The organism is Cloacibacterium caeni (genome assembly GCF_907163125.1).
Classification (GTDB): Bacteria; Bacteroidota; Bacteroidia; order Flavobacteriales; family Weeksellaceae; genus Cloacibacterium; species Cloacibacterium caeni_B.
The window spans coordinates 1,825,177-1,842,040 of the sequence record NZ_OU015319.1; the positions used below are offsets into that span (position 1 = coordinate 1,825,177).

The window sequence follows — 16,864 nt, forward strand, 5'->3', positions numbered from 1 at the left end:
GAAATGAGCGAAGAAATTAAAAAATTTAAAGTAACCATTGACGGACAAACTACGGAAGTAGAACCAGGAACTACCATTCTAAACGCAGCGCGCCAGATTGGTGGAAAATCTGTACCTCCAGCAATGTGTTATTACAGCAAATTAGAAAACAGTGGCGGTAGATGTAGAACTTGCTTAGTAGAAGTTTCTAAAGGCTCTGAAGCAGATCCTCGTCCTATGCCAAAATTGGTAGCAAGCTGTAGAACTACAGTAATGGACGGTATGGAAGTGAAAAACCTTACTTCTGAAAAAACGCAAGAAGCAAGAAAAGCCGTTACCGAATTCCTATTACTCAATCACCCACTAGATTGTCCTATTTGTGACCAAGCTGGTGAATGTCACCTTCAAGATTTAGGTTACGAACATGGTCTTCAGCAAACCAGAAATGATTTTGAAAAAAATACATATGATGCTGATGATTTAGGACCAAACATTAAGCTAAACATGAACAGATGTATCTTGTGTGCAAGATGCGTTTTGGTGGCTAATCAATTGACGAATACTCGTGAACACGGAATTCTTTTCAGAGGTGAACATGCAGAAATCTCTACTTATCTTAATAAAGCTTTAGATAATGATTTTATTGGAAACGTGATAGACGTTTGTCCAGTAGGAGCATTAACAGATAGAACTGCAAGATTTGCAAGCAGAGTTTGGTTTACAAAACCAGTAGACGCAACTTGTACTTGTTCTAAATGTTCTGGTAAAGCAGTTCTTTGGATGAAAGGAGACGAAATCGTAAGAGTAACTGCCAGAAAAGATCAATACGGAGAAGTAGAAGAATTTATCTGCAACGAATGTAGATTCGAGAAAAAAGATGTAAAACACTGGAACATAGAAGGACCAAGACACATCAGCAGACATTCTGTAATTTCTCTTAACCACTATCAGAAACCAGAAGATGCTGAAGTGGAAAAATTAGAATATGAAAACGCTAAAGAAATTAGCAAAAAAGATAATTTAGAATAATTTGGAGAAAGATGAATGGTTAAAGATTCTCAAAATCTAAAATCTAAAATCTAAAATCTAAAATCTCATAAAGAAATGGATTTAATACTTTTCAAAACAATACTTGTAGTATCACTTTTCGCCCTTTCTATGGCTGTAGCAGCCTACTCTACTTGGGCAGAGAGAAAAGTGGCTGCCATTATGCAAGACAGAATTGGTCCCAACAGAAGCTGGAAATTCGGTTTACTTCAACCATTAGCTGACGGTGGAAAATTCTTCTTCAAAGAAGACTTTATCCCAGAAAAAGCAGAAAAATTCTTATTTTTCTTCGGGCCTGGTTTAGTAATGTTTATTTCACTTATTACCGGAGCTGTAATTCCTTGGGGAAAATCTCTAAATATTGGTGGAGAATCTTTTGATTTACAAGTAGCCAATCTAGATGTAGGCGTTCTCTACTTAATGGGAATGGTTTCTATCGGTGTTTACGGAATTATGATTGGAGGCTGGGCTTCTAACAATAAATATTCATTAATCGGAGCAATTAGAGCTTCATCTCAAATGATTTCTTACGAATTAGCAATGGGATTATCTCTATTAGCGATCATCATGATGAACAGTTCTCTAGACCTTAAGGTAATTGCAGAATCTCAAAGTGGATGGTATGGTATGAAATGGAATATCTTCTTCCAACCATTAGCATTTATCATCTTCTTTGTAGCAGCATTAGCAGAAACCAATAGAGCTCCTTTTGATTTACCAGAATGTGAAACAGAATTAGTAGGAGGTTTCCACACAGAATATTCTGCGATGAAACTAGGACTTTTCTTATTCGGTGAATATGTAAACTTATTTATTTCTTCAGCATTAATCACTACCCTTTTCTTAGGAAGTTACAATTTCCCTGGATTAGCATGGATTGGTGAAAACTGGGGAGAAAACGCGGCTGGAATTGCAAGTATTTTAGCATTCTTGGCTAAAACCATTGCCGTAATCCTTACCTTTATGTGGATTAGATGGACTTTACCAAGATTTAGATATGACCAATTAATGCACCTTGGCTGGAAATCATTAATTCCGCTTGCATTAGTAAACTTGTTGGTAACTGGAGCTTTAGTTCTTTTGAACCAACATTATCAATGGATTTAATCATTTGAAATTGATTATTTGAAATTTGAAATTATAAAAAAATTAAAAATTTAAGATAAAGTTTGAGTAGAGAAAAATCTCATCTCAAATCTCACATCTCAAATCTAATTTATATGAAACTAACCAATAGATCAAAGGTAGCTTCTAACAAAAAGATGACTTTTGCAGAGAAAATTTATCTCCCTGCAATCATCAAAGGAATGGGAATTACCGGCAAACATGCGATAATGACTCTTACTGGGAAACTACCTACGGTAAGCTATCCTGAAGAGCAAAGAGAATTTTCTAAAATTTATCGTGGCTTACACGTTCTGAAGCGTGATGATGAAGGCAGAGAAAGATGTACTGCTTGTGGATTATGTGCGGTAGCTTGTCCAGCTGAAGCCATTACCATGACTGCGGGAGAACGTACCAAAGAGCAAAAACATCTTTACAGAGAAGAAAAATATGCCGAAGTATATGAAATCAATATGCTAAGATGTATCTTCTGTGGATTATGCGAAGAAGCTTGTCCTAAATCTGCAATTTATCTTACCGATAGAATTGTAAAACCAGAACAAAACAGAGGCTCATTTATCTACGGCAAAGATCTTTTGGTAGAAAGCATGGAAAACAGAATAGATATTTCTGAAAGACAAACAGAATCACAAAAAAAAGCTCTTAAATAAATGGAACAGTTCTTATTCTTTTTTATCGCTTTAGTAGCGGTTGCAAGTGCTGTTTACTTTGTATTTGCAAGAAATCCTTTGTATGCAATTTTATCATTAATTGTTACTTTCTTTAGCATTGCCGCATTATATGTTTTACTGAATGCGCAGTTCTTAGGAATTGTACAAATTATCGTGTATACAGGAGCCATCATGGTGTTATTCCTTTATGTATTAATGATGCTTAATCTTAATGCTAAAGACGAAAGCAAAAAACAAAACCTTACGAAATTTATCGGTATTTTTTCTGCCGGAATCCTTTTCGTAGGAATGTTAGGAGCTTATAAAGGTCTTTCTCAATCGAATGTTGTTCAAAATATTGATAACAGCATCGGTTTGACTAAAAACCTTGGAAAATTATTGTTTAACGAATATGTATTACCATTCGAACTCGCTTCTATCCTGATTTTAGCAGGTATTGTAAGCGCAGTATTAATTGGTAAAAAAGATTTATAGAATTATGGAAGTCAATTCATTTTTACAAAACATACCGCTCAATTGGTACATTATTTTAAGTACTACATTGTTTTGTTTAGGAGTTTTAGGAGTTCTCGTTCGTAAAAATGCCATCATCATTTTAGGATGTGTAGAATTAATGCTTAATTCTGTAAATCTACTTTTGGCTGCATTTTCTGCTTATAAAGGAGATGGACACGGACAAATTTTGGTATTCTTTATCATGGTAGTGGCTGCTGCAGAAGTTGCAGTAGGTCTAGCGATTATCACTATGATGTATAGAAATACCAGAAATGTAGATGTAAGTATTTTTAACAAATTAAAAGGATAATGCAGATGGAAAATTTAGTATACACAATCGTTTTACTTCCTTTAATTGGATTTGTAATCAACGGATTATTCGGAAAGCGCTTACCAAAAGCTTTGGTTGGCGGATTAGCTACTTTAGTAGTATTCGCGGCTTTTCTAATTTCTGTAAGTATTTTTATAGGTTTTCCTGCAGAAGGAACACCAGTTATTGTAAAAGCATTTGAATGGTTCACCATTGGTGGAATTCAAGTGAATTTCGGGTTCCAAATAGACCAATTATCATTAATGATGATGATGATTGTTACAGGAATTGGTTCTTTGATTCACTTGTACTCTATTGGTTACATGAGCCATGACAAAGGTTTCTACAAGTTTTTCACTTATCTGAATTTATTTATTTTCTCCATGCTTCTTTTGGTAATGGGAAGCAATTACCTTATTCTTTTCATCGGTTGGGAAGGTGTAGGTCTTTGTTCTTACTTACTGATTGGTTTCTGGTACGAAAATACAGAATATGGGAAAGCTGCTAGAAAAGCTTTCATTATGAACAGAATTGGTGACCTTGGTTTATTGATTGGTATTTTCCTAATCGCTTCACAAACCAATGCACTAGATTATCTTTCTGTAGCACAAAACGCTTCAAAATTTGAATTTGACGGAGTAGTGATTATGTTTATCACGCTTAGTTTATTCATTGGAGCTATGGGTAAATCTGCACAGATTCCTTTATTTACATGGCTACCAGATGCGATGGCTGGTCCTACTCCGGTTTCAGCGTTAATTCACGCGGCAACCATGGTTACGGCTGGTATTTATTTAGTTGTACGTTCTAACTTCTTATATCATCTTTCACCGAGTACTTTAGACTTTATTCTTGTAATAGGTCTTGCAACTTCATTAATTGCAGCATTCATCGGTTTAAGACAAAATGATATCAAAAAAGTGTTAGCATATTCTACTGTTTCTCAGTTAGGTCTTATGTTTATAGCACTAGGTGTAGAAGCTTATACTTCTGCTATGTTCCACTTAATGACGCACGCTTTCTTCAAAGCATTGTTATTCTTAGGAGCTGGTTCGGTAATTCACGCCATGAGTGGAGAACAAGATATGAGATTTATGGGAGGCTTAAAATCTAAAATTCCTGTAACGTATTGGACTTTCTTAATCGGAACATTAGCCATTGCTGGAATTCCGCCATTGTCTGGTATGATTTCTAAAGACGAAATTTTAGTTGCACTTTGGGCAAAATCTCCAATAATTTGGGGCTTAACATTGTTCAGTGCTGCATTAACTGGAATTTATATGTTTAGATTGTTATTCTTAACTTTCTTCGGAAATTTCAGAGGAACAGAAGAACAAAAACATCATTTACACGAAAGTCCTATCTCTATGACTTTACCATTAGTAGTATTAGCTGTATTATCAGTGGTTGGAGGTTTTATTAATTTACCTCATTTCATAGGTCATGGAGAATATCAAAATTTAGCACATTGGTTAGAACCACTTTACGTATATGGAGCGAAACATGCAGAAGTTCCATTTAATATTGAAATGATTCTTTTGGCGATTACCTTAGTAATGGTAGCAGCGGTATTCTTCATCGTAAGAAATATCTATGTTACTAAAAACAAAATGGCTCAACCAGAAGAAAATTATAAAGGCTGGGAAAGACTTTCAGCTAAAAAATTATTAATAGACGAACTTTACAATGCTACGGTAGTGAAACCTGTAGAAGGTCTTGGAAAAGGCACCAGAATGTTTGATAAACTGATGGATAGATTCTTCAATTTTGTAGGTTTCGGAGCAGTAGATTCTGGAAGAGCGTTTAAAAAATTCCAAAACGGTAATGTAGAAAATTATGTTCTCATTATGTCTTTGGCAATCGGTTTAATTTTAATTGTTAACTTTTTATTACAATAGCAAATGTTAGAAGCACTGTTACTTTTACCTTTAATTGGTTCAGGATTAGTTTTTGCGTTTAGAAACTCTAATAGCAAATATTTAGCAGTAGGAATTGCTTTCGTGCAGATGTTTTTAACATTCTACATGCTATCACTATTTAATAATGTACCTACGGTAGACTCTCCATTACAATTTGAGATTATAAAACCGTGGTCATCCTATATTAAAAGCACATTACACTTCGGTGTAGACGGAATGAGTATGCTTTTGTTATTATTAACAAACATATTAGTTCCATTAATTATTCTTTCTTCTTTCAATGAAAACAAGAAATACAATAATAATTTCTATGCGTTAATTCTATTAATGCAGTTTGGTTTAGTAGGCGTTTTCACCGCTCTAGACGGATTATTATTCTACGTTTTCTGGGAAGTAACGCTTATCCCAATTTGGTTCATCGCAGGACTTTGGGGAGACGAAGAAAAGAGAATTAAAGTTACCACCAAGTTTTTCGTATATACTTTTGTAGGTTCATTATTTATGTTCATTGGTTTAATTTATGTATACAACCATGCTGCATCTTTTGAACTAACAGATTTATACAACGCTAACTTAAACGAAGTACAACAAGTAGTGGTTTTCTGGTTAATTTTCTTAGCTTTTGCTGTAAAATTACCGATTTTCCCACTTCACAATTGGCAACCAGACACTTACACCTTCTCTCCTACTCAAGGAACGATGCTACTTTCTGGTATCATGCTTAAAATGGCGATTTATGGTGTTTTAAGATATTTATTACCAATTGCGCCAACTGCTTTACTCGGAACTTCTGGACAAGTAGTGATGATTCTTTCTATTCTTGGAGTGGTTTACGGAGCGCTTATTGCGATTGTACACCATGATATTAAGAAAATTATCGCTTATTCATCGCTTTCACACGTTGGACTAATGGTGGCAGGTATTTTTGCTTCTGCTATTCTTACTGCTCAAGGAAATTTCACTTTCGAAGGAGCACAAGGAGCTTTGGTTCAAACTTTTGCACACGGTATTAATGTGGTAGGTTTATTCTACTGTGCAGATATTTTAATCAAACAATTCAAAACAAGAGACATCAGACAAATGGGAGGTTATGCTAAAGCGGCTCCTAAATTTGCTACGCTTTTCATGATTTTATTACTTGGTTCTATGGGAGTTCCATTAACGAATGGATTCATCGGCGAATTTATTTTATTAAAATCTATTTTTGATTATGATAAAGTGGTAGTCGTTTTTGCAGGTCTTACTATTATTCTAGCCGCAGTTTATTTGCTTAGAATGTATGGAAAAGCCATGTTTGGAACCGGTGATGAAAGAGTGGTAAGTACCTTAAAAGACATTTCTAATGTAGAATTTGTAGTATTGGCAAGTTTGGCTGTAGTGGTAATTGTATTAGGAGTTTTCCCAAGCGGTGTTTTAGAAATGGTGAATAGTTCGTTGAAGTTTATCTACTCTTCTATTAAGGGTTAAAAAAATAATAAATTTTAGAATTTGTTTTTTGAGAATCTCAAATCTCAAATCTTAAATCTCAAATCTATAAATAATGAGTGTTTTAGTAGTTTTATTCCTTACGGCAGTATTAGCATTATTTTCTGGTGTTTATAATCAAGGAAAATTTGCAAGATATATCGGAATTTTGGGACTTTTGGTTGCACTTTGTGTAAGCTTCTCTCCTGAGTTAGCATTTTTTAATCAATACAAATCTATGTTTGATTTTAATGAAAATGCGGCTTTATTTACCAAAATTTCTTTAGTGGTTACATTGTTAATTTTCTTCTTAGGAGGTTTTGCATTTAACAATCACCGTAGTCACCAATCAGAATTATATTCTTTAATGTTATTTTCATTAATTGGAGCAGTAATTCTTTTCAGTTTTACAAATTTAGTAACGCTATTCTTAGGAATCGAAATCTTATCTATTCCGCTATATGTAATGGCTGGAAGCAACAAGACTGATTTACGCTCAAACGAAGCTTCAATTAAGTATTTCTTAATGGGAGCATTTGCTACAGGATTCCTTCTTTTCGGAATTGCATTAATTTATGGAAGCACAGGTAGTTTTGATGTTCATGTAATCAATACTTTCAGCGTTGCAAATCCTAAAGACTTAATGTTTGTAATGGGAATTATGTTAATGTTGGTAGCAATGGCATTTAAGGTTTCTCTAGCTCCTTTTCACATGTGGAGTCCAGATGTTTACCAAGGTGCTCCATCATTGATTACAGCATTCATGGCTTCTGTAGTAAAAATTGCTGCATTCTTTGCCTTCTTCAAAGTTATGAATCTTGCTTTTTCAGGAAGCATCAAAGAATGGATTAACATTCTTGGTGTTTTAGTCATCATCACGCTTTTATTAGCCAATGCAATGGGATTAGCACAAACCAATGCTAAGAGAATGTTGGCTTATTCTTCTGTTTCTCATGCAGGTTATTTAGGTTTAATTTTCTTCGGAGCAAACAGCTTATCTGTATATAATTTAGCATTTTACTTATTCGCATATTCACTCGCTACAGTTGGAGTATTTATGACTTTAATTTGGGTAGAAAAACTAAAAAGAGAAACTTCATTTGAAGCCTTCAAAGGTTTGGCAAAATCTGAACCTTTATTAGCAGTTGTAACTGCGGTTTCATTATTATCAATGGCAGGAATTCCATTAACTGCTGGATTCGTAGCGAAATTTAACATTTTTGCTCAAGCGATGAATGGAGCTGCTTTCCTAGTTTTGATTGCTGTCATTGGTTCTGCACTAAGTATCGCTTATTATTTAAAACTGATTATTTCAATGTTTTTCCATACAGAAACTACATTTAAAAGTTCAGAAAAAGTAAGCATTACGTATAATATTATTGCAGTTTTCATTATTGTAGCAATTCTTGCAATAGGTATTTATCCAGACCTTTTCAAAGTACAATTCGGACTTTAATTGGCAAGTCTTAATCATAAAATAAACACAATTCAGAAATGAGTTGTGTTTTTGTTTTTATTTTATTAATATTAAAGTAAATAAAAAACTCTAGCTTATCAATATTTATATGAAATTCTTAAAAAAAATGATAATAACATTTACTATACTCATTGCAGCTATTGCAATAGGAACTTATCTTTTTATGCAAGGCAAACAATTTGGAGAGTTACCTTCTGGAAAAAGATTAGAAAGAATTCTAAAATCACCTCATTACAAAAACGCTAAATTCCAAAACCTCAATCCTACTCCACAATTGGCAGAAGGAACTTCTATGACACAAGTTCTTTTCAATTTTTTCTTTTCTAAAGTTGAAAATGCAAGTCCAAAAAAGAAATTACATTTCACCAAAACGGATTTAAAAAATTTAAAACCAAACGAAAACATCTACGTTTGGATGGGACATTCCTCTTATTTTCTACAAATCGAGGGCAAAAAAATATTAGTTGATCCTGTTTTCAGCGGTAGCGTTTCTCCTTTAAAAATCACCAATAAAGCTTTTGACGGAACGGATATTTACACCGCAAATGATATTCCTGAATTAGACTATTTGGTGATTACCCACGATCATTGGGATCATTTGGACTACGAAACGGTTACTAAAATTCGTTCAAAAGTAAAACAAGTCATTACCGGTTTAGGAACTGGCGCGCATTTAGAATCTTGGGATTATGAACCATCCAAAATTATAGAATTAGATTGGTTCGAAAGTTCTAACTTAGGAAACGGTTTTAAAATTAATGCAGAACCAGCCAGACATTTTTCTGGTAGAGGATTCAAAAGAGACCAAGCAATTTGGGCAAGTTTTGTTTTAGAAACACCAAATTCTAAAATTTATATCGGCGGAGATTCTGGTTACGACAATCACTTCAAAAAAATTGGAGAAAAGTATGGAAAATTAGATTTAGCCATTCTAGAAACCGGACAATATAACGCTGCTTGGAAATACATTCACATGCTTCCTGGTGAACAATTACAGGCGATGAAAGATTTAAATGCCGACAGAATGATTGCAGTTCATAATTCTAAATTCAAACTAGCACTTCATTCTTGGTATGAACCTATGGAAAAACTCCACGAACTCAATAAAGAAAATTTACGAGTAATCACTCCAAAAATTGGTGAGAAAATTTTTTGGCAAGATGATGAAAAAATTTATCCTAAGTGGTGGGAAGAATATAAATAAAAGCAACGCAATTCAGCAATGAGTTGCGTTTTTTTAGGAGCAGAAATGTGGAAATTCTTTCACTTGCAGACACGCTGTTCATTACAATTCCTCACGCCAAAGCAATTGCCAACGCTTGTTGCGGGATTTCCATTTCCATCGTGGCTAAAATTCACGGACAGTTTTTCTTTTCACTTTTCTAAACTACCCCGTCAAAATTTTCTACGAAAATTTCGCCACCTTAGATTGCTTCGTTCCTCGCAATTACAGGGGAATTTTTGTGAGCGTTCTCTACTTTGAAAACAATCGACGCTCGTGAAGTTTACATTGAGCTTGTCGAAATGCTCGCGCTAACAAAAAAATTATTTAATCAAATGATTAAATAATTTGTTTAAATCAAAAATTTAATTTAACTTTGTTTCATCAAATTCATTTAAATGATTGAAAAAGAACTAACCACAGAAGAAAAAATCTTGCTTTCCGCTTCTAAAGTCTTTACAGAAAAAGGCTTTGCAGGAACCAGAACCCGTGATATTGCAGAAGAAGCAGGTATAAATTTAGCATTACTTAACTATTATTTCAGAAGCAAGGAAAAACTTTTTGAGCAAGTAATGAAGGTGAAAATGGTATTGCTTTTTGGCCAAATTGTTCCAATTCTCACCAATGAAAAAACCAATTTAGAAGAAAAAATAGATTTGGTAAGTAATAAATATTTTGAAATTCTTTCTAAAAACCCTAATCTCCCACTTTTTGTTTTGAGTGAAATGCAGAAAAAAAACTCAGAAGTAAAAAGCATTATTCCTGTCAATAAAATTTTTAAAAACTCTGTGATTTTAAAACAAATTAAAGAGAGAAAACCCGAACTGAATCCTTCTCATTTCTTAATCAATCTCTTGAGTATGACTATTTTCCCTTTCATTACCAAACCTGTTTTTAACACTTTTGATTTAATGAATGAAACTGAATTTCAACAATTTGTTGAAGAAAGAAAAAGGCTTGTTCCTATTTGGATTAAAACTTTACTTAATCAATAAAACATCATGAAAAATATTTTATTCATCATTTTAGCCTTGGCTACTATTTCTTGTACTCCACAAAAAAATACGACTATGGAATCCGCAAAATCTCTTTCAGAACTTAATAACAGTCAAAAACCTGTTTCTACACAAGTCGCTTTTCTTACTAAAGAAGGAAAAGTAATCTCACTACAAATTCTAAAAAATCAGCAATTGGCAGAACATACTACCAAAGTTCCTGCACTCTTAGTTTGTGTAAAAGGATACGCCGTTTATAGTGATGAAAACGGAAAAAAAGTGGAACTAAAATCGGGAACTTATTATAACATTCCTGAAAATATAAAACATAAAGTATATGCTCTTGAAGACAGTAATTTTCTTTTAATAAAATAATTCCAATGAAAATAAAAATTGTATTTTTTTTGCTTTTTGCAGGATTATTTTCTGCTCAAGAAACATTGACTTTAGAGCAATGTTATCAATTGGCGCGAGAAAATTATCCTTTAATCAAAAAGCAAGAATTGATTAAAAAAACAGAGCAATACACTACAGAAAACGCCCTAAAAGGCTGGCTTCCTCAAGTAAACATTACGGCGCAAGCTACTTACCAAAATGATGTGACTCAATTTCCCGTGAAATTGCCAAACGTGAATGTAGAACCTCTCAGCAAAGACCAATACAAAGTTTTTGCAGACGTTTCACAAACCATTTACGATGGTGGAAATATTAGAAATCAGAAAAATTTAGCAAAAATACAGTCCGAAGTTCAAACCATACAAACTGAAGTGGAATTAGACAAACTGAAAGAGAGAATTAATCAACTCTATTTTGGGATTCTTCAAACCAATAAACAATGGACTCAACTGCAATTCACAAAACTTGACATCAAAGAAGGCATCAAAAAAGCAGAAGCTCAATTGAAAAATGGCGCTATTTTCAGAAGTAATTTAGATGTTTTAAAAGCAGAATTGGTGAAAATTGAACAAAAAGAAATTGAACTTCAAGCCATAAAGCAAAATTTCGTGCAAATGCTTTCTTACTTCATCAAGAAAAATATCGACGAAAATACTCAATTAGAAACTCCTGAAAAAATTCTATTAAGTAAGAATAATAACCGTTCAGAACTAAAACTTTTTGATGTACAGAAACAACTACTAGAAACGCAAAGAAAAATCATCAACACTAAAAACACTCCAAAATTAGGAGCATTTTTCCAAGGTGGATACGGAAAACCGGGATTCAATATGCTGAAAAATGAGTTTGACCTCTTCTATATTGGTGGAATTAGACTTAACATCCCAATTTCTGGATTTTACACTCAGAAAAACGATTTGGCTTTGTTAGAAAATCAGTCACAAGAAATCGAAATCCAAAGAGAAAACTTCTTGTTTAACCAAAATTTTATTGAAATTCAACAAAGAAATGACCTTGAAAAGATTCAAAATTTAATCGACAAAGACAATGAACTGATTGAACTTAGAAAAAATATCAAAACAGCTAGTCTTGCCCAATTAGAAAACGGCGTAATCAATACCAATGATTATCTGCGAGAAGTAACCGCCGAAGAACAAGCAATCCTCACAAAAATTACCCACGAAATTCAATATTTATTGACCCAATATAATTTGAAAGCTCAACTAAATAATTGAAAATGGAAAGGGAAAATAAAACTTCTTAACAACTTCACGATTCTACAACTTTACAAAAAATAAAAAATGAAAAAATATATTCTTCCTCTCCTAGTTTTGACCATTTTCTCTTGCAAAAGAGCAGACCAAGATTATGATGCTTCTGGAACTTTCGAAGCAGATGAAATCATCGTTACAGCGGAAGCTACAGGAAAAATTCTTGAAATCAATATCAATGAAGGAGATGCATTAAAAGCCAATCAAAACATAGGTCTTATTGACGGAAAAGGCGTAGAATTACAAAAAGAACAGGTTTTGGCTTCTATCAATGCCATCGAACAAAAAACCAATGATGCAGCACCTCAAATTGCAGTTCTGCAATCTCAGTTGGCTACACAAAATGCTCAAACTGCTGTGCTGAATGAACAATTAAACAATGCAGTGAGAGAAAGAAACAGAACCGCAAATCTCGTAAAATCAGATGCTGCAACGCGCAAACAATTAGATGATTTAAACGGAAATATTGTGGTGATTCAAAAACAAATTGCAACGGCAAAATCACAATCAGAAATTTTGAAACAACAGATTTCTTCTACACTAGAACAAGTAAAAATTCAGAATAGAGCTATTTTAAGTGAAAAAAATCCTACCGAGAAGAAAGTTTTGCAAATAGATGAACAACTAAAACATAATGTTATTTCTTCGCCCATTAAAGGAATTGTACTTACAAAATACATGAATAAAGGTGAGTTTGCCACCATCGGAAAACCAATTTATAAAATGGCAAATTTAGATGAAATGACTCTCAGAGCTTACATTACAGGAGACCAATTGGCAAAAGTAAAAGTCGGACAAAATGTAAAAATTTTAGTTGACGCAGGAAATGGCGAAACCAAAGAAATGAACGGAAAAATCTACTGGATTTCACAAAAATCTGAATTCACTCCCAAAACCATTCAAACCAAAGATGAAAGAGCCAATCTAGTATACGCTACCAAAATACATGTTAAAAATGATGGTTTCCTAAAAATTGGAATGTACGGAGAAGTGAAACTTTAATTATGAATAGTGAATTTGCTTCACTGTGAATAGTGAATTAAAAAAATTTGTAGACTTTGCAAATCATCTTTGATGATTCTTTGCGAACTTAAAAAATATTTTCAAAGTTGTAAAAAAAATCTTTGCGCACTTTGCGTTAAAAACAATGATTAAAGTAGAAAACATATCAAAGTCTTACGGCGAAAAAAATCAGAAAATTCTGGCAGTAGATAACATTTCCTTTTCGGTAGAAAATGGAGAAATTTTCGGGTTGATTGGTCCTGATGGAAGTGGCAAAACCTCTATTTTCCGAATGTTAACTACTCTTCTACATCCAGATTCTGGTTCTGCAGAAATTGAAGGACTTGATGTGGTTAAAGACTACAAAAAAATCCGACAGATTCTTGGTTATATGCCAGGAAAATTTTCTCTGTATCAAGATTTAACTGTAGAAGAAAATCTAGAATTTTTCGCTAGTGTGTTCAATACAAGTATTCAAGAAAATTACGATTTAATCAAAGATATTTATCAGCAGATTGAACCATTTAAAGACCGAAAAGCAGGGAAACTTTCTGGCGGAATGAAACAGAAATTAGCGCTTTCTTGTGCTCTGATTCACAAGCCAAAAGTTTTATTTCTAGATGAACCTACAACAGGAGTTGACCCAGTTTCGAGAAAAGAATTTTGGGAGATGCTGAAACGCTTAAAACAACAAGGCATCACCATCGTGGTAGCAACTCCTTACATGGATGAAGCCACACTCTGTGACAGAGTTGCTCTCATGCAAAACGGGAAAATTTTAAAAATTGACACTCCTCAAAACATTTGCAATAGCTTCCCTGAAGATTTATACGAAGTAAAAACCGAAAATATTCCTGCTCTCATCAAAATCCTCAAAGAATACGAAACCACTAAAAATACATATGCCTTTGGCGAATTTGTACATGTGGTGATTAAAAAAGAAAAAGATTTTAAAAAGGAAACTCTTGAGAAATTTTTACAAGAAAAAAGATTTAACAAAATTGAAATCAACAAAATAGAAGCTACCATAGAAGATAGTTTTATATTACTATTATCACAATAAATTGCTGTATGTCATTCTGAACGAAATGAGGAACGAATGAAGTGAAGAATCTGTTAAATGAAATAAATGAAAACTTTATGAACACATAATTATTATGTTTATATACTTACAAATCTTAATAAAACCGTTTTATACATCGGTTTTACAAATGATTTGAAAGCAAGATTGTATTGGCATCAAAATCCCGATGCTATGATTAAACATTTTACTTCAAAATACAAATGTTTCTTTTTAGTTTATTATGAACATTTTCAAGATGTTGAAATTGCAATAGCAAGAGAAAAACAACTCAAAGGTTGGACAAGATTAAAAAAAGAAAATTTGATAAAAGACTTTAATCCTGATTGGAAATTTTTAAATAAAGAAATAGAATAGATTCTTCATTACGCTACGCTCCATTCAGAATGACAAAATGAACTCTCAAATCATGAATAAAGAAATCGCCATACAAGCCGAACAAATCACCAAAACATTTGGAGATTTCACTGCGGTAGACCATATTTCCTTTGAAGTAAAAAAAGGAGAGATTTTCGGATTTCTAGGTGCAAATGGAGCGGGAAAAACCACTGCAATGCGGATGTTTTGTGGACTTTCCACACCCACTTCTGGTAAAGCGATGGTTGCTGGATTTGATGTCTACAAAAACACTGAAGAAATCAAAAAAAATATTGGATACATGAGTCAAAAGTTTTCTTTGTATGAAAATTTATCCATTTTAGAAAATTTAGAATTCTTTGGCGGAATCTATGGATTAAGCATGAAGGAAATCAAACAAAAAAGCAAAGAACTCATTGAGAAATTAGGTTTAGAACAAGAAAAAAACAAAATGGTATCCGAACTTCCGCTGGGTTGGAAACAGAAACTGGCTTTTTCAGTCGCTATTTTTCATCAGCCAGAAATTGTTTTTCTAGACGAACCAACTGGTGGTGTAGACCCTATTACCAGAAGACAATTTTGGGACTTAATTTATGATGCTTCAGAACAAGGAATTACCATTTTTGTCACTACGCATTATATGGACGAAGCCGAATATTGCAACCGAGTTTCCATCATGGTTGACGGAAAAATTGCAGCAATTGACTCTCCTGAAAATTTGAAAAAAAGTTTTCAAGCCAGAACAATGGACGAAGTATTTTATCAATTAGCCAGAGGCGCAAAAAGAAGTGCTGATTAATGAAGAATTAAAAATTAATAAATAAAATAAACACTTGTCATTCTGAACGTAATGTAATGAAGTGAAGAATCTGTTTAAATAAGAGATTCTTCATTACGCTTCGCTTCATTCAGAATGACAAAATAAAAAATGAAACAGTTATTCCCTTTTATACGAAAAGAATTTTATCACCTTCTGCGTGATCGAAGAACTTTGCTCATACTTCTCGCAATGCCAATTATACAAGTATTGCTGTTCGGTTTTGCACTTTCTACGGAGATTAAAAACACCAAAGCAGCTGTTTTTGACCAAGATAAAAGCATCATCTCAGCACAATTGGTTTCTAAAATTCATGAAAATCAATATTTTGACATTGAAAAAAATCTGACTTCTAACAAAGACTTTGAAAACGCTTTTAAAGACGGAAAAACAAAGCTACTCCTCGTCATTCCTTCTGATTTCTCAGAAAATTTAACGCAAGGGAAAAAAGCAAAATTGCAGATTTTAGTTGACGGAACAGATGTAAACCTAGGAAACCAAATCGCCAATTATTTCCAAAATATTGTCCTAGACTTTTATCAAAATCAACAAAAAGAAACGTTGCAAACGTTTTCTGTTTCTCCAGAAATTAGAATGCTCTATAATCCTCAACTTAAAGGAGCGCCTAATTTCGTTCCGGGAGTTGTTGCACTCGTTTTATTGATTGTTTGCGTAATGATGACTGCAATTGCCATCGTAAAAGAAAAAGAAACTGGAACGATGGAAATCCTATTGGTTTCGCCTATGAAACCCCAATTTATTATTATTTCTAAGGCAATTCCTTACTTTATTTTGGCGATGGGAATTCTTGGAGTAATTCTACTTTTAAGTTATTTTTTACTGGATTTACCCATAAAAGGAAGCATTATTTTGCTATTCTTTGTGAGTACTATTTTCATCATCACCAATTTACTTATCGGGATTTTAATTTCTATTTTTTCAAAAACTCAACAACAAGCTATGCTTTTTTCGATGATGGGAACTATGCTTCCCACACTCATGTTGAGCGGATTTATGTTTCCTATCGAAAATATGCCCATTCCACTACAAGTGATGTCTAATATTATACCTGCAAAATGGTATTATATCATGATTAAAAATATTATGATCAAAGGAACAGGACTCGCCGTAATCTGGAAATCCCTTTTAATTTTAACAGGAATGATGATGGTTCTTTTCACGATTGCTGTGAAAAAATTTAAAATAAGGTTAGAATGATGATTCACATGCATCGCA

Annotated in this window: 17 protein-coding genes and 1 pseudogene; all 18 read left to right on the forward strand. The window is 33.3% G+C overall.

Annotated elements, in window-relative coordinates; genetic code table 11:
- Positions 1-3: 3 nt before the first annotated feature.
- The 18 genes and pseudogenes from KKQ79_RS08310 (at position 4) to KKQ79_RS08390 (ending at position 16,846) form a co-directional block, all read left to right on the forward strand.
- Entirely contained in the window at positions 4-1,008 is a 1,005-nt protein-coding gene (locus KKQ79_RS08310; protein ID WP_213189730.1) for an NADH-quinone oxidoreductase subunit G, read from the forward strand.
- Positions 1,009-1,083: 75 nt separating this feature from the next.
- Positions 1,084-2,133: an NADH-quinone oxidoreductase subunit NuoH gene (gene nuoH / locus KKQ79_RS08315; RefSeq protein WP_104793255.1), complete on the forward strand. Its 1,050-nt coding sequence runs from the start codon at positions 1,084-1,086 to the stop codon at positions 2,131-2,133.
- 113 nt (positions 2,134-2,246) lie between these two features.
- The gene (locus KKQ79_RS08320; protein ID WP_069797219.1) at positions 2,247-2,801 is read left to right on the forward strand and encodes a NuoI/complex I 23 kDa subunit family protein; all 555 of its coding nucleotides are present in this window, start codon (positions 2,247-2,249) and stop codon (positions 2,799-2,801) included.
- Positions 2,802-3,296, forward strand: coding sequence for an NADH-quinone oxidoreductase subunit J family protein (locus KKQ79_RS08325; RefSeq protein ID WP_213189731.1), 495 nt, complete (start codon positions 2,802-2,804; stop codon positions 3,294-3,296).
- Between the two features lie 4 nt (positions 3,297-3,300).
- A complete protein-coding gene (nuoK, locus tag KKQ79_RS08330) occupies positions 3,301-3,627 on the forward strand; it encodes an NADH-quinone oxidoreductase subunit NuoK (RefSeq protein ID WP_069797220.1) in 327 nt (108 codons plus the stop codon).
- A gap of 5 nt (positions 3,628-3,632) precedes the next feature.
- Positions 3,633-5,525 carry an NADH-quinone oxidoreductase subunit L gene (gene nuoL / locus KKQ79_RS08335; RefSeq protein ID WP_213189732.1) on the forward strand — a complete coding sequence of 631 codons (1,893 nt, stop codon included), beginning with the start codon at positions 3,633-3,635 and terminating at the stop codon, positions 5,523-5,525.
- A 3-nt stretch (positions 5,526-5,528) separates the two neighbouring features.
- On the forward strand, positions 5,529-7,013 hold the full coding sequence (locus KKQ79_RS08340) for a complex I subunit 4 family protein (RefSeq protein WP_213189733.1): 1,485 nt from the start codon (positions 5,529-5,531) through the stop codon (positions 7,011-7,013).
- Between the two features lie 73 nt (positions 7,014-7,086).
- The gene (locus KKQ79_RS08345) at positions 7,087-8,466 is read left to right on the forward strand and encodes an NADH-quinone oxidoreductase subunit N (RefSeq protein ID WP_213189734.1); all 1,380 of its coding nucleotides are present in this window, start codon (positions 7,087-7,089) and stop codon (positions 8,464-8,466) included.
- A 127-nt stretch (positions 8,467-8,593) separates the two neighbouring features.
- Positions 8,594-9,691 carry an MBL fold metallo-hydrolase gene (locus tag KKQ79_RS08350; protein WP_250131217.1) on the forward strand — a complete coding sequence of 366 codons (1,098 nt, stop codon included), beginning with the start codon at positions 8,594-8,596 and terminating at the stop codon, positions 9,689-9,691.
- A 47-nt stretch (positions 9,692-9,738) separates the two neighbouring features.
- Positions 9,739-9,873: a hypothetical protein gene (locus KKQ79_RS13920; protein ID WP_284070060.1), complete on the forward strand. Its 135-nt coding sequence runs from the start codon at positions 9,739-9,741 to the stop codon at positions 9,871-9,873.
- A 234-nt stretch (positions 9,874-10,107) separates the two neighbouring features.
- Complete coding sequence (locus KKQ79_RS08355) at positions 10,108-10,704, forward strand: TetR/AcrR family transcriptional regulator (RefSeq protein ID WP_213189736.1); 597 nt, start codon at positions 10,108-10,110, stop codon at positions 10,702-10,704.
- 6 nt (positions 10,705-10,710) lie between these two features.
- Positions 10,711-11,079, forward strand: a complete 369-nt coding sequence (locus KKQ79_RS08360) for a cupin domain-containing protein (RefSeq protein WP_250131218.1) — start codon at positions 10,711-10,713, stop codon at positions 11,077-11,079.
- A gap of 5 nt (positions 11,080-11,084) precedes the next feature.
- Positions 11,085-12,335, forward strand: coding sequence for a TolC family protein (locus KKQ79_RS08365; RefSeq protein ID WP_213189737.1), 1,251 nt, complete (start codon positions 11,085-11,087; stop codon positions 12,333-12,335).
- Positions 12,336-12,401: 66 nt separating this feature from the next.
- Positions 12,402-13,373, forward strand: coding sequence for an HlyD family secretion protein (locus KKQ79_RS08370; protein ID WP_213189738.1), 972 nt, complete (start codon positions 12,402-12,404; stop codon positions 13,371-13,373).
- A 145-nt stretch (positions 13,374-13,518) separates the two neighbouring features.
- Complete coding sequence (locus KKQ79_RS08375) at positions 13,519-14,436, forward strand: ABC transporter ATP-binding protein (protein WP_213189739.1); 918 nt, start codon at positions 13,519-13,521, stop codon at positions 14,434-14,436.
- Positions 14,437-14,535: 99 nt separating this feature from the next.
- A pseudogene (locus tag KKQ79_RS08380) lies at positions 14,536-14,811 on the forward strand (GIY-YIG nuclease family protein); the annotation flags it as partial.
- 37 nt (positions 14,812-14,848) lie between these two features.
- Positions 14,849-15,610 (forward strand): ABC transporter ATP-binding protein, encoded by a 762-nt coding sequence (locus tag KKQ79_RS08385; protein WP_250131219.1) that lies wholly within the window; start codon positions 14,849-14,851, stop codon positions 15,608-15,610.
- Positions 15,611-15,739: 129 nt separating this feature from the next.
- Positions 15,740-16,846 carry an ABC transporter permease gene (locus KKQ79_RS08390; protein ID WP_213189740.1) on the forward strand — a complete coding sequence of 369 codons (1,107 nt, stop codon included), beginning with the start codon at positions 15,740-15,742 and terminating at the stop codon, positions 16,844-16,846.
- Positions 16,847-16,864 lie beyond the last annotated feature (18 nt).